Raw genomic sequence first — 21,591 nt, 5'->3', positions numbered from 1 at the left:
CTTAATCGTTTACCTTAGAAAAACTCAATCGTGATCGTGCGCACAAATCGCTAACCTCCACGCCTTCACACCGGAGGTTATATGCTGCTTCACATTCTTTATCTCATTGGTATCACCGCAGAAGCCATGACCGGCGCACTCGCAGCCGGACGTCGCCGTATGGACACCTTCGGCGTGATTATTATTGCCACAGCGACCGCACTGGGCGGCGGTTCCGTGCGCGATATCCTGCTTGGTCATTACCCGCTCGGTTGGGTTAAAAACCCTGAATACGTCATTATCGTGGCAACTGCCGCTGTATTAACCACCATTGTTGCTCCCGTTATGCCGCACCTGCGTCGTCTGTTCCTGGTGCTTGATGCACTTGGTCTTATTGTCTTTTCTATTATTGGCGCACAAATCGCGCTCGATATGGGTGAAGGCCCGGTTATCGCCACTATTGCAGCGGTAGTAACGGGGGTGTTTGGCGGCGTGCTGCGCGATATGTTCTGCAAACGTATTCCACTGGTTTTCCAGAAGGAACTGTATGCTGGTATCTCCTTTGCCGCTGCCGTGCTCTATATCGCCCTGCAGCATTATGTTTCTAACCACGATGTGGTGGTCATCTCCACGCTGCTGTTCGGCTTTACGGCCCGTATGCTGGCGCTGCGCCTGAAGCTCGGGCTGCCCGTTTTTCACTACAAACACAGCGCGCACTGATGTCAGAACCCGTTGATGTGCTGCTCAGCCAGCCACTTAGCCAGCACATCAACCTGGGGCGCGTGGATCCAGTTCACGATTTGCCGCGCCTTCTCCTCTCCCGTTCCCGGTAAAGCACGCCAGTCAGCGGCATTACGCTGACTCATCGCTTGCCACGACAGCCCTCCTGCAGCATTCAGCGTCGCTTTGGTTAGCGGAACCCCCATCGCCGTGATCCAGCGGATAAAGGGCTGCTCACGCACCAGATTAAAACGATGCCAGAGCGCTAACCCGCGTGCGGCAGAAAAACCCGGCGTGGCCTGAAGCTGCGCCTGCGTTAATAACAACCATGAAAAGATATGCTCAAAATGGTGTACCTGGTGAAGTGTTCGCCAGCCTGACTCCCCCAACCCTTCAATATCCAGCCCTTGTTTTGAACTGAGCCACGTCAGCCGGGCAAAGAACTGCGCCATACAGTCCGGCGAGGCATAAAAGCAGGTCAGCGAATGATAATCAGAGGCCGGAGGCTGCGGTTTTTGTCTGTCCGACCCACGCCAGACCACCTTGTCAAACCGGGGAATCCCCTGTCCGGCCAGGCTCACCAGCACCTGATCGCCAGGAGCAATATCCAGCTGTTGCCAACGCCCCACCGACCCCAGACTCACCCGCTGCACATGCTTATCATCCAGTTGCACCGGTTCCAGCGTTGCCACAACGGACACCTTTCCCGTTCGCCCCACAGTAAACTGGATCCCTTTCACCTCAGCCACCTGTGCGACAGGTGAATATTTCCACGCAACGACCCAGCCTCCCTCCCCGGGTAACCAGCCTTCACCCGGTGGTTCATCAGTAGAACGCACCACAATGCCATCCGTGGCAAAGGGTAACGCGGTGGTTTGCCACGCTAAACGCTGCATCTCCACAGCATCAACAGACACTACAGGTTGGGTATAACGTGCCGTCAGGGTAAATCCTGCTTTTGCTAACTCAGCCAGCGCGTTCTGCATCTCTTCCGGCCCATCCGGCCAGGCCCAGATAAACACGCCGATCTGGCTCAGAAGCGAATTATCCGTTTGCCGCATCATCGCACCCGCCACTTTTGCGCGTGCATTCATCCCGCCCATCTGGCGCTGGATGTGGTTGTCGCGCAACCAAAAAAGCTCGCCCTGAAGCACGCTATTCGCCAGCGTTCCGGCCAGGGTTTGTGGTATTGAAGGTATTAAATGAACCTGCGCCGTCCAGTCTTCACCTTTTAGCCCATCACCACGACTGATGGCCTGGATGAGCTTTCCGTTGCGGTACACCAGCGTCACTGCCACGCCATCCACTTTGGGCTGCATCCAGAGGTTGCGCCGGGTATGCATCCACTGGCGAAGCTCATCTTTACTCGCCACTTTATGCACCCCCGTATGGGCGACAGGATGTTTTACGCTTCCCGCCAGTGCGGGAAGTGTTTCCCCGGAAAGCTCACTGCCAAAACAGTGCTGCCATTGTTTTAACCGTGCGTTAAGCTGATCATAAACCTCGTCATTAACCTCGCTCACGCCCTGTTTCCAGTAGACATCATCCCAGCGTTTGATTTGCGCGCTTAACGCCGAAATTTCTTTCTCTGCTTTTGCCTGTGACCACACCGGGCACACCGCCACACCATAGCCACACCACAACAGCAGTAACCCGCTTATCCATCGCCACATTGCTACCCCTCCTTTACGTTGCAGGAGGTATACCCCGACGCCCGAAACAACGCTAACGGCAACATTTCACTCTGCGAGACGCTATCCAGGGTTTATTTTTGTTGCTGCAAAGCGCAGGTAAAACCTGAAAACGGTACGCAAAATTCAATAATCCAGGGGAAAAAGTGTGACAAAGGCTACGTCACACAGCGGCGACGTGTATAATAAGCCCGTATGTAGGACTTCTTCGCTAACACATACAAAAGACTCTCATGGCTCAAGGCACGCTTTATATTGTTTCTGCCCCTAGTGGCGCGGGTAAATCCAGCCTTATTCAGGCACTGTTAAAAACCCAACCGTTGTACGACACACAGGTTTCTGTTTCTCACACCACGCGTCAGCCGCGTCCGGGTGAAGTGCACGGTGAACACTATTTCTTTGTGAATCACGACGAATTCAGGGCGATGATTAGCAGAGATGCGTTTCTTGAACACGCGGAAGTTTTCGGTAACTACTACGGTACCTCGCGTGAAACCATTGAGCAGGTTCTGGCAACAGGCGTGAATGTGTTCCTGGATATCGACTGGCAGGGCGCACAGCAGATTCGCAAGAAAATGCCTGATTCGCGCAGTATCTTTATTTTACCGCCATCGAAAGACGAGCTGGATCGCCGTCTGCGTGGCCGTGGCCAGGACAGCGAAGAAGTGATCGCGAAGCGTATGGAACAGGCAGTTGCAGAAATGAGCCATTACGCGGAATATGATTACCTTATTGTGAATGATGATTTTGATGCCGCGCTGAGCGATCTCAAAACCATTCTTCGCGCAGAACGCCTGCGTATGAGCCGCCAGAAGCAGCGACATGACGCATTAATCACCAAACTGTTGGCAGACTGAACCCACTTTCAGTATCATGCCCAGTCATTTCTTCACCTGTGGAGCATTTTAAGTATGGCACGCGTAACTGTTCAGGACGCTGTAGAGAAAATTGGTAACCGTTTTGACCTGGTGCTGGTCGCCGCGCGTCGCGCTCGTCAGATGCAGGTAGGCGGTAAAGATCCGCTGGTACCGGAAGAAAACGATAAAACCACCGTTATTGCACTTCGCGAAATCGAAGAAGGTCTGATCAACAACCAGATCCTCGACGTGCGTGAGCGCCAGGAGCAGCAAGAGCAGGAAGCCGCAGAACTGCAGGCCGTAACCGCCATTGCTGAAGGTCGTCGTTAATTAAACCTGCGGGTCGCCCTTGTATCTGTTTGAAAGCCTGAATCAACTGATTCAACACTACCTGCCGGAAGACCAGATTAAGCGTCTCCAGCAGGCGTATCTCGTTGCACGTGACGCTCACGAGGGCCAGACACGTTCAAGCGGTGAACCCTATATCACGCACCCGGTAGCGGTGGCCTGTATTCTGGCCGAGATGAAACTCGACTACGAAACGCTGATGGCTGCCCTGCTGCATGACGTGATTGAAGATACCCCCGCCACCTATCAGGACATGGAACAGCTGTTTGGCAAAAGCGTTGCCGAACTGGTGGAAGGGGTCTCTAAGCTTGATAAGCTGAATTTCCGCGACAAGAAAGAGGCGCAAGCCGAAAACTTCCGCAAGATGATTATGGCGATGGTGCAGGATATCCGCGTCATTCTCATCAAACTCGCTGACCGTACCCACAACATGCGCACGCTGGGCTCACTTCGCCCGGATAAACGTCGCCGCATTGCCCGTGAAACCCTCGAAATCTACAGTCCGCTGGCGCACCGTTTAGGTATCCATCACATTAAAACCGAGCTGGAAGAGCTGGGTTTTGAAGCGTTGTACCCGAACCGCTATCGCGTGATTAAAGAGGTGGTGAAAGCCGCACGTGGTAACCGCAAAGAGATGATTCAAAAGATCCTCTCTGAAATCGAAGGGCGTTTACAGGAAGCGGGAATTCCGTGCCGCGTCAGCGGTCGCGAAAAACATCTGTACTCCATCTACTGCAAAATGGTGCTCAAAGAGCAGCGTTTCCATTCGATTATGGATATCTACGCATTCCGCGTGGTTGTTCATGACGCCGATACCTGTTATCGCGTGTTGGGCCAGATGCACAGCCTGTATAAACCGCGTCCGGGGCGCGTTAAAGATTACATCGCCATTCCAAAAGCGAACGGCTATCAATCTTTGCATACCTCGATGATCGGGCCACACGGCGTGCCTGTTGAGGTGCAAATCCGCACCGAAGACATGGACCAGATGGCAGAGATGGGTGTCGCAGCGCACTGGGCTTATAAAGAGCACGGTAGCGAAAGCAGCACTACTGCACAAATCCGCGCCCAGCGCTGGATGCAAAGCCTGCTGGAGCTGCAGCAGAGTGCGGGTAGCTCGTTTGAATTTATCGAGAGCGTTAAATCCGATCTCTTCCCGGATGAGATTTACGTTTTCACCCCAGAAGGGCGCATTGTCGAACTGCCTGCGGGTGCTACACCGGTCGACTTCGCTTACGCCGTGCATACCGATATCGGCCATGCCTGCGTGGGTGCGCGCGTCGACAGACAGCCTTATCCGTTGTCTCAGCCGCTCTCCAGCGGTCAGACGGTGGAAATTATTACCGCACCGGGCGCACGTCCGAACGCGGCCTGGCTGAACTTTGTCGTGAGCTCCAAAGCGCGCGCTAAAATCCGTCAGTTGCTGAAAAACCTCAAGCGTGATGACTCCGTCAGTCTGGGACGCCGCCTGCTCAACCACGCGTTGGGTGGTAGCCGTAAGCTGGCTGAAATCCCGAAAGAAAACATCCAGCGTGAGCTGGAGCGTATGAAGCTCGCTTCGCTTGATGATCTGCTGGCAGAGATTGGCCTCGGCAACGCCATGAGCGTGGTGGTGGCGAAGAACCTGCAACAGGGCGATACCTCTGCGGTTCCGACAACAACACCAGGCCACGGCCACCTGCCGATAAAAGGCGCGGACGGGGTGCTTATCACCTTCGCAAAATGTTGCCGTCCAATTCCTGGTGACCCAATTATTGCGCACGTCAGCCCAGGCAAAGGTCTGGTTATTCACCACGAGTCCTGTCGTAACATCCGTGGCTACCAGAAAGAGCCTGAGAAGTTTATGGCGGTCGAGTGGGATAAAGAGACAGCGCAGGAATTTATCGCCGAAATTAAGGTGGATATGTTCAACCACCAGGGTGCGCTGGCGAACCTGACGGCGGCAATCAATACGGCGTCTTCCAATATTCAGAGCCTGAACACGGAAGAAAAAGATGGCCGCGTGTACAGCGCCTTTATTCGTCTGACCGCCCGTGACCGCGTGCATCTGGCGAACATTATGCGCAAGATCCGCGTCATGCCGGATGTTATCAAAGTCACCCGAAACCGAAACTAGATTAATGAATTCAAAACGTTACGAGCGGATCTGCGAAATGCTCGCCAGGCGTCAGCCTGACCTGACAGTCTGCATGGAGCAGGTCCATAAACCTCATAACGTCTCTGCTATTGTCCGTACCGCAGACGCCGTCGGCGTGCATGAAGTCCACGCCGTCTGGACGGGCACTCGCATGCGTACGATGGTGTCCGCCGCTGCGGGCAGTAACAGCTGGGTTTCTGTCAAAAGCCATCAAACCATCGGTGAAGCGGTATCACATCTGAAAGATCGCGGTATGCAGGTTCTTGCAACCCACCTTTCCGACAAAGCCGTGGATTTCCGTGAGATCGACTATACCCGCCCGACCTGCATTTTGATGGGTCAGGAAAAAACCGGGATCACTCAGGAAGCGCTGGAGCTGGCAGATCAGGACATCATCATCCCGATGATCGGTATGGTGCAATCCCTGAACGTATCCGTCGCCTCTGCGCTCATCTTGTATGAAGCGCAGCGCCAGCGTCAGAACGCCGGGATGTACGAGCGCAGCAACAGTATGCTGCCGGAAGACGAACAACAGCGCCTGCTGTTTGAAGGCGGTTATCCCGTACTGGCTCGCGTCGCGAAGCAGAAAAAATTACCTTACCCCCACGTCAATGCGCAGGGCGAAATCGAAGCCGATGCAGAGTGGTGGTCTACCATGCAGTACGCAGGATAAAACATGAAAGGCCGCCTGCTGGATGCCATACCGCTCAATACGCTGACGGGCGTGGGTGCGGCGCAAAGCAGTAAACTGGCCAAAATTGGCCTGCACACCCTACAGGATCTCCTGCTTCACCTCCCCCTGCGTTACGAAGACCGCACCCAGCTGTATAAGATTGGCGATCTCCTTCCTGCACTCTACGCCACCGTTGAAGGCGAAGTGCTGAACTGCAACATCACCTTCGGCGGACGCCGGATGATGACCTGCCAGATCAGCGACGGCACCGGCATTCTCACCATGCGCTTTTTCAACTTCAGCGCGGCGATGAAAAACAGCCTCGCCACGGGCCGCAGGGTACTGGCTTATGGCGAAGCCAAACGCGGCAAATATGGCGCAGAGATGATCCACCCGGAGTACCGCGTGCAGGGCGATCTCAGCACGCCAGAGTTGCAGGAGACGCTCACCCCGGTCTACCCGACGACCGAAGGGATCAAGCAGGCGACACTGCGTAAGCTCACTGACCAGGCACTGGAGCTGCTCGATACCTGCGCCATTACCGAACTGTTACCGCCTGAGCTGGCACAGGGGATGATGAGCCTGCCGGAAGCGATGCGCACCCTGCACCGCCCACCACCGTCACTGCAGCTTAGCGATTTAGAAAGCGGTAAACACCCCGCCCAACGGCGTCTTATCCTTGAGGAATTACTGGCTCATAACCTGAGCATGCTGGCACTTCGCGCGGGCGCGCAGCGTTTTCATGCCCAGCCGCTCAGCCAGCGTGATGAGCTCAAAGATAAGCTGCTGGCCTCGCTGCCGTTTAAGCCGACCGGCGCACAGGCACGTGTGACCGCTGAGATTGAACGTGATATGGCGCTTGATGTGCCGATGATGCGCCTGGTACAGGGTGATGTAGGCTCCGGTAAAACACTGGTTGCCGCCCTGGCCGCCCTGCGCGCGATTGCTCACGGTAAGCAGGTGGCACTGATGGCACCGACCGAACTGCTGGCCGAACAGCACGCAAACAATTTCCGCAACTGGTTCGCCCCGCTTGGCGTGGAAGTGGGCTGGCTCGCCGGTAAGCAAAAGGGCAAAGCGCGCCTTGCGCAACAGGATGCCATCGCCCGCGGTGATGTGCAGATGATTGTCGGCACGCATGCTATTTTCCAGGAACAGGTGCAGTTTAACGGCCTTGCGCTGGTGATTATCGACGAACAGCACCGTTTCGGTGTGCACCAGCGTCTGGCGTTGTGGGAAAAAGGTCTGCAGCAGGGCTTTCATCCGCATCAGCTGATCATGACCGCCACGCCAATTCCACGCACCCTGGCGATGACCGCCTATGCCGATCTGGATACCTCCACCATCGACGAACTGCCGCCAGGCCGTACGCCAGTCACGACCGTCGCCATTCCGGACACGCGGCGCAGCGATATCATTGACCGCGTGCGCAATGCCTGCACACACGAAGGGCGTCAGGCGTACTGGGTTTGTACGCTGATTGAAGAGTCTGAACTGCTGGAAGCACAGGCTGCAGAAGCAACGTGGGAAGAGTTAAAGCTGGCGCTGCCAGAGCTGAACGTTGGGCTGGTTCACGGACGCATGAAGCCCGCCGAAAAACAGGCGGTGATGCAGTCATTCAAACAGGGTGAGCTTCATCTGCTGGTTGCCACAACGGTTATCGAAGTGGGCGTGGACGTGCCGAACGCCAGCCTGATGATCATTGAAAACCCGGAGCGTCTGGGGCTTGCACAACTCCACCAGCTCCGTGGCCGCGTGGGACGTGGCGCGGTGGCATCGCACTGTGTGCTGCTCTACAAAGCCCCACTCTCTAAAACCGCGCAAATGCGCCTGCAGGTGTTACGCGACAGCAACGACGGCTTCGTGATTGCGCAAAAAGACCTGGAGATCCGTGGCCCGGGTGAACTGCTGGGCACACGCCAGACGGGTAACGCCGAATTCAAAGTGGCAGACTTACTGCGCGATCAGGCCATGATCCCCGAAGTTCAGCGCCTCGCACGCCATATTCATGAACGCTACCCCGAACAGGCGGCAGCGTTAATTGAGCGCTGGATGCCGGAAACCGAGCGCTATTCCAACGCCTGATATCAGGCAAACATCGGTAGCATCAGGTAAAGTTTGATCACCAGTGCGTTGACGATATCAATGAAGAACGCACCGACCATCGGTACCACCAGAAACGCCATATGAGATGGCCCAAACCGCTCGGTGATCGCCTGCATGTTCGCGATAGCCGTTGGCGTTGCCCCCAGGCCAAACCCGCAGTGCCCTGCCGCCAGTACCGCCGCATCATAGTTTTTACCCATCATGCGCCAGGTCACGAATATGGCATACAACGCCATAAACAGAGCCTGAACCGCCAGAATCGCCACCATTGGCAGCGCCAGGGACGCCAGCTCCCAGAGTTTGAGGCTCATCAGCGCCATCGCCAGGAACAGCGACAGGCAAACGTTGCCAAGCACCGACACGGCGCGTTCAAACACGCGGTAGAAGCCCATCACCGCCAGACCGTTACTGAGGATCACCCCGATAAACAGCACACAAACAAACGTTGGCAGTTCAAACATGGAGCCCGCCAGCCATTGCGCAACCACTTTGCCCACGGTCAGGCAGATGGCAATCATGGCGATGGTTTCAATCAACACCAGCGACGTGATATTGCGCCCGACATCCGGCTTTTCAAACGCTGTGGGGACCAGCTCATCGTCTGGTCTGCCGTCTGGCGTAGCAGAATGCTTCACCAGATAACGCGCCACCGGGCCGCCAATCAACCCGCCCAGCACCAGGCCGAAGGTTGCGCAGGCCATCGCCACTTCCGTTGCGTTTTCAAAACCATAACGCTCGATAAACAGCTTACTCCACGCCGCTCCGGTACCGTGTCCACCGGACAGAGTAATTGACCCAGCCAGCAGGCCCATCAGCGGATCCAGCCCCAGCAGCGTCGCCATGCCGATACCAATGGCGTTTTGCATCAGCAGCAACCCGACCACCACAATCAAAAACACGCCGAGCACTTTACCGCCCGCACGCAGGCTCGCCAGGTTGGCATTCAGGCCGATGGTGGCAAAGAAGGCCAGCATCAGCGGGTCTTTCAGGGACATATCAAAATCGATTTCCCAGCCCATGCTTTTTTTCAGCACCAGCAGAGCCAGTGCCACCAGCAATCCACCGGCGACGGGTTCAGGAATAGTGTACTTCTTGAGAAGGGAAACGCTGTGTACCAGCTTGCGACCAAGCAGTAAAACCAGCGTTGCGGCAACAAGGGTCGACAACGTATCAAGATGAATCATAAAAGGCTCCTTTTGTGCGCGTGTTCCTTACACACGCGGCGTTATCCTGGCCGGTTTGCGCTCGTCATGAGCCACCGGCGGAAAAAGTGTAATTTTTTTTCCTCATGGGTTGTAGAAAAGCTGTCCGCAGTAGCAGATTTTCTTGTCATTTTTTGTTGGCAATCGTTTGCTTTTACCAGATGGTCAGATAAAATGCCCGCTTTTCCACCGTGGGATTGTCGTCGATGTCCGTTAACACCATAGAGTCTCCTGATGCGCAACCGATTGCGCAGAAGCAAAATAGCGAACTGATTTACCGCCTTGAAGATCGACCACCGCTGCCGCAGACGCTATTCGCCGCCTGCCAGCACCTTCTGGCTATGTTCGTTGCGGTAATCACCCCCGCGCTGCTGATTTGCCAGGCACTCGGTTTACCGGCTCAGGACACACAGCACATCATCAGCATGTCTCTCTTTGCCTCCGGCGTGGCCTCGATTATTCAAATTAAAGCGTGGGGCCCGGTGGGATCTGGATTGTTATCAATTCAGGGCACCAGTTTTAACTTTGTGGCACCGCTGATCATGGGCGGTACGGCACTGAAAACCGGTGGTGCGGATGTCCCGACCATGATGGCTGCGCTCTTTGGCACGCTGATGCTGGCAAGCTGCACGGAAATGGTTATCTCCCGCGTTCTTCACCTGGCACGCCGCGTGATCACCCCGCTGGTATCCGGCGTGGTGGTGATGATTATCGGCCTGTCGCTGATTCAGGTCGGCCTGACCTCCATCGGCGGGGGTTATGCGGCCATGAGCGACCACACGTTCGGCGCACCGAAAAATCTGCTGCTGGCGGGTGTGGTGCTGGCTATCATTATTCTGCTTAACCGTCAGCGTAACCCTTACCTGCGCGTGGCCTCGCTGGTGATCGCAATGGCGGCCGGTTATCTGCTGGCATGGGCACTGGGTATGCTGCCGGAACACACGGCATCCACAAACACGGCACTGATCACCGTCCCCACTCCGCTCTACTACGGCCTGGGCATTGACTGGGGTCTGCTGCTGCCACTGATGCTGGTCTTTATGATCACCTCGCTTGAAACCATCGGGGATATCACGGCCACCTCTGACGTTTCTGAGCAGCCGGTTTCCGGCCCGCTATACATGAAGCGCCTGAAGGGCGGCGTGCTGGCGAACGGGCTAAACTCGTTTGTCTCTGCGGTCTTCAACACCTTCCCGAACTCCTGCTTCGGCCAGAACAACGGGGTGATCCAGTTGACCGGCGTTGCCAGCCGTTACGTCGGTTTTGTGGTTGCGCTGATGCTGATCGTCCTCGGCCTGTTCCCGGCGGTGAGCGGCTTTGTCCAGCACATCCCTGAACCGGTACTGGGCGGCGCGACGCTGGTGATGTTCGGGACGATTGCGGCCTCAGGCGTGCGTATCGTCTCCCGCGAGCCGCTGAACCGTCGCGCAATTATGATTATTGCGCTGTCACTGGCCGTTGGTCTGGGCGTTTCCCAGCAACCGCTGATCCTGCAGTTTGCTCCGGACTGGGTGAAAAACCTGCTCTCTTCCGGCATCGCGGCAGGGGGTATCACCGCTATCGTACTGAACCTCGTTTTCCCGCCTGAAAAAAATTGATCGTCATCACGGCAGGCTGTCAATGCCTGCCGTGACATCTTATTACGCCATTCCCGCCTTGAGGATTGCGCATAAATCGTGCATAACTCCTTTATGTGCGTTTTGCGGGATGGAAGACCATGAAATTTATTGGAAAGCTACTCGTCTATCTTCTGGTAGCCCTGCTCATTGTGGTGCTGGCGCTCTATATCCTGCTCCAGACCCGCTGGGGCGCGTCACAGGTCAGCAGTTGGGTAACGGTGAATACCGATTACGAACTCAATTTTGACCTGATGGATCACCGCTTTTCATCGCCTTCCCACATCATTCTGGAAAACGTCACCTTTGGCCGTGATGGCAAACCCGCCACGCTGGTTGCGAAAAAGGTCGATATTGGTTTAAGCAGCCGCCAGTTTACCGACCCGCTGCATATGGACACCATCACCCTGTCTGATGGCACGCTGAACCTCTCTCCGCAAACCGCACCGCTGCCCTTCCAGGCAGACCGTCTGCAACTGGACAACATGGCCTTTAACAGCCCCAATACAGAGTGGGATTTAAGCGCCCAAAAAGTCACGGGTGGCGTCAGCCCGTGGCAGCCTGAAGCAGGTAACGTGCTGGGTCAAAACGCACAAATCCAGATGAGCGCAGGCTCACTCACCCTCAACGGTGTTCCGGCCAGTAATGTGCTGATTCAGGGCCAGATCAACGGCAAAGAGGTGGTGCTGAATACCATCGGGGCCGATATGGCGCGCGGCTCGCTCACGGGCTCTGCCCTGCGCAATGCGGATGGTAGCTGGATCATCGACACCCTGCGCCTGAATGAGACCCGCCTGCAGAGCGATAAGTCGCTGATGGATTTCTTCACTCCCATTACCACACTGCCCTCCCTGCAGATTGGGCGGCTGGAAGTCACCGATGCCAGCCTCCAGGGGCCGGACTGGGCGGTTACCGACCTCGATTTAAGCCTGCGTAACATGACGCTGAGCAAAGGCGACTGGCAGAGTCAGGAGGGACGTTTGTCCATGAATGCCAGCGAATTTATCTATGGCTCAGTGCATCTTTTCGACCCGATCCTGAATGCGGAATTCTCCCCGCAGGGCGTGGCGCTGCGCCAGTTCACCTCACGCTGGGAAGGCGGTATGGTGCGCACCTCCGGCAACTGGCTGCGCGACGGTAAAGCGCTGGAGCTGGACGATGCCGCCATCGCGGGTCTGGAATACACCCTGCCACAGAACTGGAAAACGCTGTGGATGGATCCGCTACCCGAATGGCTAAACAGCGTGACGCTGAAAAAATTCGGCCTGAGTCGTAACCTGGTGATTGATATCGACCCGGCCTTCCCGTGGCAAATTACCTCTCTTGATGGTTACGGCGCGAACCTGCAGGTGGTAAAAGACCGGCAGTGGGGCGTTTGGGGTGGCAACGCCACATTGAACGGCGCGGCGGCGACGTTTAACCGCGTGGACGTGCGTCGCCCGTCGCTGTCGTTGAATGCCAACGCGTCGACGGTCAATATTACCGAGCTCAGCGCTTTTACCGAGAAAGGGATCCTGGAAGCTACCGCGACGGTTTCGCAACTGCCACAACGACAAACCACCGTGAGCCTGAACGGGCGCGGTGTGCCGCTGAATATCATTAACCAGTGGGGCTGGCCAGCATTGCCTGTTACGGGAGATGGCAATATTCAGCTGACCGCGACTGGCAGCGTGCAGGCAAACGCACCACTGAAGCCAACGGTGAACGGCAAGCTGAACGCGGCGAATATGGATAAACAGCAGGTGCAGCAGGTGATGACCGGTGGCGTGGTGACAACCGTTCCGGCGGCTCCGCCCTCACCCCAGCCCTCTCCCTAACAGGGAGAGGGAGTAAACCATTCCCTCGCCCCTTTGGGGAGAAGATGAGGGGGCTCAGAGATGGATCACAATCTCATTCCCCTGCGCTTTCACCACCACGCCCCACTCGCTACCGGCATGGGAACCACCTTTCACTTCGCTGACCTGCTGCACGTTACGCAAACAGACCGACCAGTTTTGCGCCTCGCCTTCGCCCTGGAGGATCACCGTGTCGCCCTGGCGTGTCGCTTTCAGCGTAAATACCACCGAACCGTCCGCCGCAGGCACTTCGCTGATTGCCGTTGCGCCATCGCTCAGGTTAAACAGCTGGAAGGTTGTGCCCTCGTTCCACGCATAGTCCGGTTTCTGGTTATTATTGCCCAGCGCCAGCAGGGTGTTGTCACGCACGTAGACCGGCAGGCTCTGGAAACCATGCTGCTGTTTATGCCAGCGGCTGCCCTGGATTTCATCGTTGTGCCACAGGTGCGTCCAGCGTCCTTCCGGCAGGTAGAACTGCACGTCACCCGCTTCGGAGAATACCGGCGCAACCAGCACTGAATCCCCCAGCATGTACTGGCGGTCGAGGTAATCGCACGCTGGATCGTCCGGGAACTCCAGTATCATCGCACGCAGCATCGGCGTGCCGCACTCGCGCGCCAGCGCCGCCTGACGGTACAGGTACGGCATCATCTGGCATTTCAGCTGGGTGAAGTGACGTACGACGTCGCATGACTCGTCATCATACGCCCACGGCACACGGTAGGATTTGCTGCCGTGCAGGCGGCTGTGGCTGGAGAGCAGCCCGAACGCACACCAGCGTTTGTAAACGTGCGCCGGGGCAGTGTTTTCGAACCCGCCGATATCGTGGCTCCAGAAACCAAAGCCGGACAGGCCAATCGACAGCCCGCCGCGCAGGCTTTCAGCCATTGATTCGTAGTTGGCATAGCAGTCGCCGCCCCAGTGAACCGGGAACTGTTGCGCCCCGACGGACGCCGAGCGGGCAAACAGCACCGCTTCATCTTCGCCCACCGTCTCTTTCAGCACGTTCCACACCAGCGCGTTATAGATGTAGGCGTAGTGGTTGTGCATCTTCTGCGGGTCAGCGCCGTCAAACCACCGGACATCCGTCGGGATGCGCTCACCGAAATCGGTCTTGAAGCAGTCGACACCGATATCCACCAGGCCTTTCAGCTTGCTGGCATACCACTGGCACGCTTCCGGGTTGGTGAAGTCATAGATCGCCAGCCCCGGCTGCCACTTATCCCACTGCCACAGGGAGCCGTCCGGGCGCTTGAGCAGGTAGCCCTTCTCTTTCAGCGCCTTAAATATTGGCGATTTCTGGCCGATGTACGGGTTGATCCACACGCAGATCTTCAGCCCTTTCGCTTTCAGGCGACGGATCATGCCTTCCGGATCCGGGAAGGTCACCGGGTCCCATTCAAAATCGCACCACTGGAACGCCTTCATCCAGAAGCAGTCGAAGTGGAAGACGTGCAGCGGCAGGTTGCGCCCGGCCATGCCGTCGATAAAGCTGTTCACCGTGGCTTCGTCGTAGTTGGTGGTGAACGAGGTGGTCAGCCACAGGCCGAACGACCACGCAGGCGGCAGCGCCGGACGCCCGGTGAACTGCGTATAGCGGTTCAGCACCGCTTTCGGCGTCGGGCCGTCGATCACGAAATATTCGAGATACTCGCCTTCCACGCTGAACTGCACTTTGGAGACTTTCTCGGAGCCGATTTCAAACGACACGTTTTCCGGGTGGTTGACCAGCACGCCGTAGCCACGGTTGGTGAGGTAGAACGGGATGTTTTTGTACGACTGTTCGGTACTGGTACCACCATCGCGGTTCCAGGTTTCGACCGTCTGACCGTTGCGCACCAGCGCGGTAAAGCGTTCGCCCAGGCCGTAGACCGTTTCGCCCACGCCCAGATCCAGACGCTCAAACATATAGTTACGATCGGTGTTGCCGTCCTGCACGTAGCCGTTGTTTTTCAGCTGGCTGCCGGTAATACGCTGGCCGTCGCGCAGGAAATCCAGCGCCCAGAACTCACCTTTGGTGACGCGCACGCTGATATTGCCACTTTTCAGCTCGGCAAATTCCGCGTTATTTTCAATCTCAACCTTCACGTCTTTCAGGACATTCAGTGGATAGTGTGGGCCGTTATTCAGTGCGCCCTGGAAGTGCTCAATGCGCACTCCAACAATCCCTTCCTGCGGGGCAAACAGACGAACCGTGAACATCAATGTATCGAGCTGCCAGGTCCGTTCGCGCACGTCTCGCGGTGCAACCCAGACCACCAGGTCATTACCCTGTTGCTCCACGTCGAACACCTGCACCGGGCAGGTTACCTCCAGACCCGGTTGAATAAGCCAGTTTCCATCACTGATTTTCATGCTCTCATCCTCTTAGTTCTGTAATTCTTTGCTGATCGACAGGTTTTCAAATTCCTGCTGATTGCGGTGCGCGCCCTGCGCCAGCTCGCCCATGACTCTGGTCAGGAAGGGGGTTTTCAGCGTGTAATAACGTTTGGCGATGATGGCGCTCAGCACGTAGCAGGCCGCCGGAACCAGCGTGAACAGACCGATAATGATGCTGATGGTGGCACTGTTCTGGGTTTTGGCTGCGGCGTCATAACCGCCACCTGCCAGCATCCAGCCAATCAACGCGCCGCCCAGTGCCAGGCCCAGCTTCAGCACGAACAAGGTGCCTGCAAAGCTGATGCCGGTCAGGCGTTTGCCGTTGGTCCATTCGCCGTAATCGACGGTGTCGGACATCATCACCCACTGGATTGGCGTCACCAGCTGGTGCAGCACGCCAATGACGAAGATAAAGGCGAACATCACCACGCTGGCATGCATTGGCACGAAGAACATCGCCACGCTGACCACTGCCAGAGCGGCATTAGTCCACCAGAAGATGCTGACTTTGCATTTCCAGTCGGTAAGCGGTTTTGCCAGCGCGGAGCCGATCAGGTTGCCGACACAGTAGGTGGTAAGGAACGCGACGAAGATTTCCGGCGAGCCCATGATCCAGGTGCAGTAGTACATCATCGCCCCACCGCGCACGCAGACGGCGAGGATATTGAGGATGGTGAGCACACCCACGATGCGCCACTGGTCGTTGCACCAGATGTCGCGCAGATCTTCCCGCATGGAGGTGGTGCTCGGCGGCACCTGGATACGCTCTTTAGTGGTAAAGAAGCAGAAGGCCAGCATCAGGAACGCCACCACCGACAGCACGGCAATCCCGCCCTGGAAGCCAAAGGCTTTATCTTCGCCGCCAATCAGGTTCACCAGCGGCATCATCAGCACCGTGGAGAGCATGCCGCCTGCCGTTGCCAGCACAAAGCGCCAGGACTGCAGGGAGATACGCTGCGTCGGGTCGTTGGTAATGACGCCACCCAGCGCGCAGTAAGGGATGTTGACCACGGTATAAAGCAGGGTCAGCAGCGTGTAGGTCACCGCGGCGTAAATCAGTTTGCCGTTGTGGCTGAGGTCTGGCGTGGTGTACGCCAGCACGCAGACGATGCCGAACGGGATGGCCCCGAACAAAATCCACGGGCGGAACTTGCCCCAGCGGCTGCGGGTGCGGTCGGCAATCAGACCCATGCACGGGTCGGAAATGGCATCCAGCGCACGCGCCAGCAGGAACATGGTACCGACAAATCCGGCGGGAATGCCGAAGATATCAGTATAGAAAAACATCATGTACAACATGACGTTATCAAAAATGATGTGGCTGGCGGCATCACCCATACCGTAGCCAATCTTCTCTTTTACGGACAATACGTCGCTCATCTTTTTTATCCCTCACGCTGTAGGAGGCGCTGAAACCGGTTTCTCGTTTTTAAACCATTGTTTCAGGAGCGGGTATTGCGTTTTCTGGTTAGCCGATTACGTTTCTTGTTTTTTGTGATCGCGGTAAAAGTCACTCAGCACGAAGGTCTAACTTGAGGATTTTCTTAGGAATTAACTGAAATGACCGTGTGCAGGTCAAAAGAGAGGTGAAAAAAGTGTGTTTTGGTATGTGGTAAATGCCTGAAAGTAGCTATAATGCGCCCCGCCTCCATGTAGCAATGCAGGCGCGGAAGATCGTCATCTCCGGTGAGGTGGCTGGACTTCAAATCCAGTTGGGGACGCCAGCGTTCCCGGGCAGGTTCGACTCCTGTGATCTTCCGCCAAAAATGTTATTTTATTTTTCCTTTTTAATCATTCATATACCACCTTTGTGATCACTATCACTTTATCTGTTCTAAAATTAATATAATCATCTCATTTTAATGTATATTAATAAATGAGATCGTTATGCACGATATTCAAAAAGAGCATCTCTCGCCTTTTTTTTCTATATTAGTCGGATTTAATAAATTAGACTACACAGCTAAAATCCTTCATGAATCAGTAATGAAAATTATAGATACTGAAATTAATAACGAAGGGGAAATAATAAAATACCCAATCACAACTGAAATAATTAATGAAGCTTCAGTGTTAATTTCACCTTACTCAATTAATAAAACCCCTAGCTGGACTAAAAGAAATGATATCCATGACATCGAGAATCATATTGTACTTACAGTGACACAAGGGAAGTATGCGGCATTTTATTTTTCTGAAAAAGGTATGAAAGACTCAATAAGAGAATATTTCAAAAGTCCATCATTACCAAATTTACATCCAGTTGAAATATCACATTTAAATCACCTATTCATTAATGAAGATAATATTAAGATGCTTTGGCTTCTTGGTATACATGGCAAAAGCACTTTCAAAGCTGATTCAAAAGTCCTAGGGGGAAATAGTGTAGCAGAATCTTTAGATCCTCTTGAAGATCAATCATATATGATGTCTGCGGTAAGAACCGAAATCGGGAATGGAAATAAAACTATAGGTTTAAACCCCTTCAAATCTTCTATCTGGAAAGGTCCATGTAAAGATTGGGATACCTTTGAAAAAAATGTTATAGAAATATTGGACATGTTAAATTCTAATAACCAAAACAATCCAACTCCTATTGGTATTTTAGCCAGTCCAATTAACGATCTTAGTAGCGTGAAAGATGCCTACGATTTTTCCGTAATCGATCCTGATTTCGTTCCTTACGAAATGAGTATTACCAAAGCCGATTTACTTAGAACGATCTCGGATAAATACAAAGTAGAAGTTTCATCTACCATGAACTCATCTTTCTCACTAAAAGTTTTTTATGAAAATATTCATTGCGGAGATATTAGCATAAGGCTAATTATTAAAGAATATGAAGTATCCTTTGAAATTCACAGCCAACACTTGACTACACAAAAAAAGGAGATACTTAATAAGTATGCAAGAATATTTAAACATCCTGAACTAATTAAATGCTGGTATGAATCTGGGCATGCCGTAGTCAATTCGTGGATTTTTAAAACTGACTATAAAGATGTAACTTATAATGGATTCATTTGGGCGGATTTCGAAAATTTTAATATATGTCAAGAGAAACCATTAGTATCTGGAAAACTTGATTTAACTAAAATTGGAATGCAAAACTCTCTCTTTTGTTGGGTAAAAAACCGTTGGAATAGCCGGTGGAATTCAGTCGAAGATTTTAATACAACTGAAAAACCCACAGGATGGTTATATTGTGACGATGGTTCGGGAGAAAAAGCAGATTTTATTCATATTGATGATTACAATGATAAAACTATAATATCTTTAATTCATATTAAAGCAGCCAATAGCAAAAGTAGCAACAGGAGGGTATCAGTTGGGGCCCATGATATAGTTTTGAGCCAGGCAGTAAAAAACCTGAGATATTCTATTCGTAAAAACCTCGTTCAAGATCTTACCGAAAGAACATTAAATTCTAAAAATAAAATGTGTTGGTATGAAAACAAACTAATACAGCCTTCTGAATTTATAAATAAATTGTCATTATTAAATACCAATCCTAATAAGATAAAAACACGAGTAATTGTTATTCAGCCCCATACGACTAAAAATTATTATACAAAAACACAAGATAATAATATTAAAAGGCAGCTAGATGTATTATTAGTTAGTTCGGATAATGCGATCAAATCCTCTGGTGCAGAATTTCATATTATTGGACTCAATGATGACTGATCTCATAAAAAATTTAGCCGTTGGGTTCAATTCCCTTGGTCCTTAACGCCTCCCTCGCCAGCTCCTTCAACCAGCTGGCGAGACTCACCCCTTCCTCAGCCGCCACTGCATCCAACTGCTCCTTCAATGCCGGATCAATTCGCATCTTAAACTGCGGAGATTGTCCGCCGCCTTTTGGTTTTTTTTCGCGCGATATGATTGACATGAGGCCACCTATCCATCTACTCTGACACACATAGGAGGCCACCTAAACCTCCTTTACTTGCAACGCCCCGATGTGTGGGAACACAACCGGAGCGTCTAACCTCACCAACTATCAAGGAGTTGATTATGGCTGATTCGCATTCTACCCCAGACACCGACCAATCCGGAACCGAGCGTTCGTTAATTGTGGGATACCGCCCGAATGTTTTCGACAAATCCACGCCGAATATTATTCTTTCCGGTAAGTGGTTACGCGCGGCGGGGTTTGATACCGGACATCAGGTGACGGTGAAGGTGATGAAAGGGTGCATCGTTCTGGTGGCGTATAGCGAGAATGAGCAGAGGTTGCTGGACGAATACAAACGGACGAAGGCAAAGCTCATTCAGATAGAAGAAGCGCTTGCAGCGATTCAAACTCAACTTCCTGGAAAGCTTCTCGCAAAATCAGTAACAACTCCCCGGGCTTAGCGGCTATTTCTGGCATACTACGAACTTAAAAACATACACCTTAAAACGTGGAGGCAGCATGACATATGAAGAATTAATAAATTCGCCAGCAGGTGAATTTGTCATGTTTGCCAGCGGGGATGGAAAAGTACGTATCGAATGCCGATTTGAAAGCGATACTTTGTGGCTTTCACAGGCCATGATCTGCGACTTATACGGCAAGGCCAAAGCAACGATCAGCGGGCATATCAAGAATATCTTTGATGAGGGAGAACTGGTCGAAAATTCAGTTGTTCGGTTTTACCGAACAACTGCCAGCGATGGTAAAACCTACAATGTTCAATACCTTAGCCTGCCCGTCATTCTCGCCATCGGCTACCGTGTCCGCTCCACGCGAGGCACACAGTTCCGCCAGTGGGCCACCCAGACGCTGCAGGAATACCTGGTAAAAGGCTTCGTCATGGACGATGAGCGGCTGAGGAATCCGCCCGTTGGTTCCTCCGCCGTACCCGATTATTTCGATGACATGCTGGAACGCATTCGCGACATTCGGGCCAGCGAACGCCGGGTTTATCTACGGGTCAGGGAGATTTTTGCATTAGCGGCTGACTATCAGCCCTCGCTTAAAGAAACCACGCAATTCTTCCAGACCATCCAGAATAAACTGCATTTTGCCTGCACGGGCCACACCGCTGCGGAGTTGATTCACCAACGCGCAGACGCCAGTCAACCGCATATGGGGCTGACCCACTATAAAGGCGAAGAAGTCCGTAAAAGCGATGTCACCACCGCCAAAAATTATCTGTCCCAGGATGAAGTGAACGAGCTTAATCGCGTCGTTAATATGTGGCTGGATTTTGCCGAAGATCAGGCCAGACGTCGCCAGCAGGTATTTTTACGAGACTGGCAAACCAGACTCGATCAGTTCCTGCAATTTAACGACCGGGACGTTTTAGACGGGGCAGGTAAAATCAGCAAGAAAGCGGCTGATGAAAAGGCGTGTTCGGAATACAGTCAGTTTGAAAAAAAACAGCGCCTGCTTAAAGAAGCCGAAGGAGAAAAAGATATCGTCGGCTTATTAAAATGGGATAAGCAGGCTAAGCGCTAACCTCGGTATTTCCACTCAACCGCATATGCAGCAACGGAAACGGATTACCCTGCCCGTCCAGCGCCGATCGCCCAACCTGCTCAAACCCCATATGGCGATAAAACGCCACGCCCTGCGGGTTTTGCTCGTTCACATCCACTTCATTCGCACTGAACTCTGCGATGGCGTATTTCAGCAGTAATTTGCCGACGCCCTTACCCCGGCTTACGTCGTCGACAAACAGCATTTCAATGCGGTTTTCATCAACGCCCAAAAAGCCATGAATAACGCCGGTTTCATCGCGGGCAATGACGACGTTGAGGTTTGGCAGATACACGTTGAGCAATAACGGACGCAGTGCCGCAATATCGCTTTCCTGTAAAAAGTGGTGCGTGGCACGAACGGAAGATCCCCAGATTGCGACCAGACGTTCGAAGTGTGAGGGAAGTGCGGTTTCTATTTTCATGAGGGGGATCATGTGCGGATAACCACGTTAATTCAAGTCTATCCCGGTTGTCTGTTCCCCCTCCCCCCAGCCCTCTCCCTTGTACAGTCCGGGGACATAGTGAACACTTGTTCGGGGACATGGTAGACACTTACAACTAAGGCATAAGAACCCGTTT

Annotated in this window: 17 protein-coding genes and 1 tRNA gene; 12 read left to right on the top strand and 6 right to left on the bottom strand. The window is 53.5% G+C overall.

The window, feature by feature from the left end; all coding sequences use genetic code 11:
* The first annotated feature begins 81 nt into the window (after positions 1-81).
* Positions 82-699 carry a trimeric intracellular cation channel family protein gene (locus ACJ9N4_RS13845; protein ID WP_182273125.1) on the top strand — a complete coding sequence of 206 codons (618 nt, stop codon included), beginning with the start codon at positions 82-84 and terminating at the stop codon, positions 697-699.
* Between the two features lie 2 nt (positions 700-701).
* Here ACJ9N4_RS13845 and ligB read toward each other — a convergent pair whose 3' ends face one another.
* Positions 702-2,372, bottom strand: coding sequence for an NAD-dependent DNA ligase LigB (gene ligB, locus ACJ9N4_RS13840; RefSeq protein ID WP_182919191.1), 1,671 nt, complete (start codon positions 2,370-2,372; stop codon positions 702-704).
* A 251-nt stretch (positions 2,373-2,623) separates the two neighbouring features.
* Here ligB and gmk point away from each other — a divergent pair, with 251 nt between their 5' ends.
* Genes gmk through recG form a run of 5 tightly spaced genes read left to right on the top strand, consistent with a single transcriptional unit; the run spans position 2,624 to position 8,490 of the window.
* A complete protein-coding gene (gmk, locus tag ACJ9N4_RS13835) occupies positions 2,624-3,247 on the top strand; it encodes a guanylate kinase (RefSeq protein ID WP_182273127.1) in 624 nt (207 codons plus the stop codon).
* A 54-nt stretch (positions 3,248-3,301) separates the two neighbouring features.
* Entirely contained in the window at positions 3,302-3,577 is a 276-nt protein-coding gene (gene rpoZ / locus ACJ9N4_RS13830) for a DNA-directed RNA polymerase subunit omega (protein WP_000135058.1), read from the top strand.
* Positions 3,578-3,596: 19 nt separating this feature from the next.
* Complete coding sequence (gene spoT / locus ACJ9N4_RS13825; protein WP_182919190.1) at positions 3,597-5,711, top strand: bifunctional GTP diphosphokinase/guanosine-3',5'-bis pyrophosphate 3'-pyrophosphohydrolase; 2,115 nt, start codon at positions 3,597-3,599, stop codon at positions 5,709-5,711.
* 4 nt (positions 5,712-5,715) lie between these two features.
* Positions 5,716-6,405, top strand: coding sequence for a tRNA (guanosine(18)-2'-O)-methyltransferase TrmH (trmH, locus tag ACJ9N4_RS13820; protein WP_182273129.1), 690 nt, complete (start codon positions 5,716-5,718; stop codon positions 6,403-6,405).
* A 3-nt stretch (positions 6,406-6,408) separates the two neighbouring features.
* The gene (recG, locus tag ACJ9N4_RS13815) at positions 6,409-8,490 is read left to right on the top strand and encodes an ATP-dependent DNA helicase RecG (RefSeq protein WP_182273130.1); all 2,082 of its coding nucleotides are present in this window, start codon (positions 6,409-6,411) and stop codon (positions 8,488-8,490) included.
* A 2-nt stretch (positions 8,491-8,492) separates the two neighbouring features.
* Here the strand turns inward: recG and gltS are convergent, their stop codons facing one another.
* Positions 8,493-9,695, bottom strand: a complete 1,203-nt coding sequence (gene gltS, locus ACJ9N4_RS13810) for a sodium/glutamate symporter (RefSeq protein ID WP_182919189.1) — start codon at positions 9,693-9,695, stop codon at positions 8,493-8,495.
* A gap of 224 nt (positions 9,696-9,919) precedes the next feature.
* Between gltS and xanP the strand changes: the two genes are divergently transcribed.
* A complete protein-coding gene (gene xanP / locus ACJ9N4_RS13805) occupies positions 9,920-11,311 on the top strand; it encodes a xanthine/proton symporter XanP (protein WP_182273131.1) in 1,392 nt (463 codons plus the stop codon).
* A 119-nt stretch (positions 11,312-11,430) separates the two neighbouring features.
* Positions 11,431-13,146: an AsmA family protein gene (locus tag ACJ9N4_RS13800; RefSeq protein WP_182273132.1), complete on the top strand. Its 1,716-nt coding sequence runs from the start codon at positions 11,431-11,433 to the stop codon at positions 13,144-13,146.
* 54 nt (positions 13,147-13,200) lie between these two features.
* On the opposite strand, the gene yicI is transcribed toward ACJ9N4_RS13800, so the two are convergent.
* Together yicI and ACJ9N4_RS13790 are read right to left on the bottom strand one after the other, a co-directional pair.
* Positions 13,201-15,519, bottom strand: a complete 2,319-nt coding sequence (gene yicI / locus ACJ9N4_RS13795; protein ID WP_182919187.1) for an alpha-xylosidase — start codon at positions 15,517-15,519, stop codon at positions 13,201-13,203.
* A 12-nt stretch (positions 15,520-15,531) separates the two neighbouring features.
* Complete coding sequence (locus ACJ9N4_RS13790) at positions 15,532-16,923, bottom strand: glycoside-pentoside-hexuronide family transporter (protein ID WP_182919186.1); 1,392 nt, start codon at positions 16,921-16,923, stop codon at positions 15,532-15,534.
* Positions 16,924-17,211: 288 nt separating this feature from the next.
* Here ACJ9N4_RS13790 and ACJ9N4_RS13785 point away from each other — a divergent pair.
* Both ACJ9N4_RS13785 and ACJ9N4_RS13780 read left to right on the top strand, forming a co-directional pair.
* Positions 17,212-17,306 (top strand) — tRNA-Sec (locus ACJ9N4_RS13785).
* 124 nt (positions 17,307-17,430) lie between these two features.
* The gene (locus ACJ9N4_RS13780) at positions 17,431-19,230 is read left to right on the top strand and encodes a hypothetical protein (RefSeq protein WP_411500567.1); all 1,800 of its coding nucleotides are present in this window, start codon (positions 17,431-17,433) and stop codon (positions 19,228-19,230) included.
* 13 nt (positions 19,231-19,243) lie between these two features.
* Here the strand turns inward: ACJ9N4_RS13780 and ACJ9N4_RS13775 are convergent, their stop codons facing one another.
* Entirely contained in the window at positions 19,244-19,435 is a 192-nt protein-coding gene (locus ACJ9N4_RS13775; protein ID WP_182919183.1) for a toxin-antitoxin system HicB family antitoxin, read from the bottom strand.
* Between the two features lie 125 nt (positions 19,436-19,560).
* Here ACJ9N4_RS13775 and ACJ9N4_RS13770 point away from each other — a divergent pair, with 125 nt between their 5' ends.
* The gene (locus ACJ9N4_RS13770) at positions 19,561-19,902 is read left to right on the top strand and encodes a SymE family type I addiction module toxin (protein ID WP_182273140.1); all 342 of its coding nucleotides are present in this window, start codon (positions 19,561-19,563) and stop codon (positions 19,900-19,902) included.
* A 58-nt stretch (positions 19,903-19,960) separates the two neighbouring features.
* The gene (locus ACJ9N4_RS13765; protein WP_182919182.1) at positions 19,961-20,989 is read left to right on the top strand and encodes a virulence RhuM family protein; all 1,029 of its coding nucleotides are present in this window, start codon (positions 19,961-19,963) and stop codon (positions 20,987-20,989) included.
* Here ACJ9N4_RS13765 and ACJ9N4_RS13760 read toward each other — a convergent pair.
* Positions 20,979-21,434 carry a GNAT family N-acetyltransferase gene (locus tag ACJ9N4_RS13760; RefSeq protein ID WP_182919181.1) on the bottom strand — a complete coding sequence of 152 codons (456 nt, stop codon included), beginning with the start codon at positions 21,432-21,434 and terminating at the stop codon, positions 20,979-20,981. The genes ACJ9N4_RS13765 and ACJ9N4_RS13760 overlap by 11 nt on opposite strands.
* Between the last annotated feature and the right edge of the window lie 157 nt (positions 21,435-21,591).

It is taken from the genome of Enterobacter sp. LM3, from assembly GCF_046622475.1.
GTDB classification, from domain to species: Bacteria; Pseudomonadota; Gammaproteobacteria; order Enterobacterales; family Enterobacteriaceae; genus Enterobacter; species Enterobacter cloacae_P.
The sequence above is the reverse complement of the archived record's forward strand: the minus strand, read 5'-3'. Positions and strand labels throughout refer to the sequence as shown.

Coding starts and splice junctions, on each gene's coding strand:
- ACJ9N4_RS13845 (WP_182273125.1), top strand. CDS start 82: ATGCTGCTTCACATTCTTTATCTCATTGGTATCACCGCAGAAGCCATG.
- ligB (WP_182919191.1), bottom strand. CDS start 2,372: ATGTGGCGATGGATAAGCGGGTTACTGCTGTTGTGGTGTGGCTATGGT.
- gmk (WP_182273127.1), top strand. CDS start 2,624: ATGGCTCAAGGCACGCTTTATATTGTTTCTGCCCCTAGTGGCGCGGGT.
- rpoZ (WP_000135058.1), top strand. CDS start 3,302: ATGGCACGCGTAACTGTTCAGGACGCTGTAGAGAAAATTGGTAACCGT.
- trmH (WP_182273129.1), top strand. CDS start 5,716: ATGAATTCAAAACGTTACGAGCGGATCTGCGAAATGCTCGCCAGGCGT.
- recG (WP_182273130.1), top strand. CDS start 6,409: ATGAAAGGCCGCCTGCTGGATGCCATACCGCTCAATACGCTGACGGGC.
- gltS (WP_182919189.1), bottom strand. CDS start 9,695: ATGATTCATCTTGATACGTTGTCGACCCTTGTTGCCGCAACGCTGGTT.
- xanP (WP_182273131.1), top strand. CDS start 9,920: ATGTCCGTTAACACCATAGAGTCTCCTGATGCGCAACCGATTGCGCAG.
- ACJ9N4_RS13800 (WP_182273132.1), top strand. CDS start 11,431: ATGAAATTTATTGGAAAGCTACTCGTCTATCTTCTGGTAGCCCTGCTC.
- yicI (WP_182919187.1), bottom strand. CDS start 15,519: ATGAAAATCAGTGATGGAAACTGGCTTATTCAACCGGGTCTGGAGGTA.
- ACJ9N4_RS13790 (WP_182919186.1), bottom strand. CDS start 16,923: ATGAGCGACGTATTGTCCGTAAAAGAGAAGATTGGCTACGGTATGGGT.
- ACJ9N4_RS13780 (WP_411500567.1), top strand. CDS start 17,431: ATGCACGATATTCAAAAAGAGCATCTCTCGCCTTTTTTTTCTATATTA.
- ACJ9N4_RS13775 (WP_182919183.1), bottom strand. CDS start 19,435: ATGTCAATCATATCGCGCGAAAAAAAACCAAAAGGCGGCGGACAATCT.
- ACJ9N4_RS13770 (WP_182273140.1), top strand. CDS start 19,561: ATGGCTGATTCGCATTCTACCCCAGACACCGACCAATCCGGAACCGAG.
- ACJ9N4_RS13765 (WP_182919182.1), top strand. CDS start 19,961: ATGACATATGAAGAATTAATAAATTCGCCAGCAGGTGAATTTGTCATG.
- ACJ9N4_RS13760 (WP_182919181.1), bottom strand. CDS start 21,434: ATGAAAATAGAAACCGCACTTCCCTCACACTTCGAACGTCTGGTCGCA.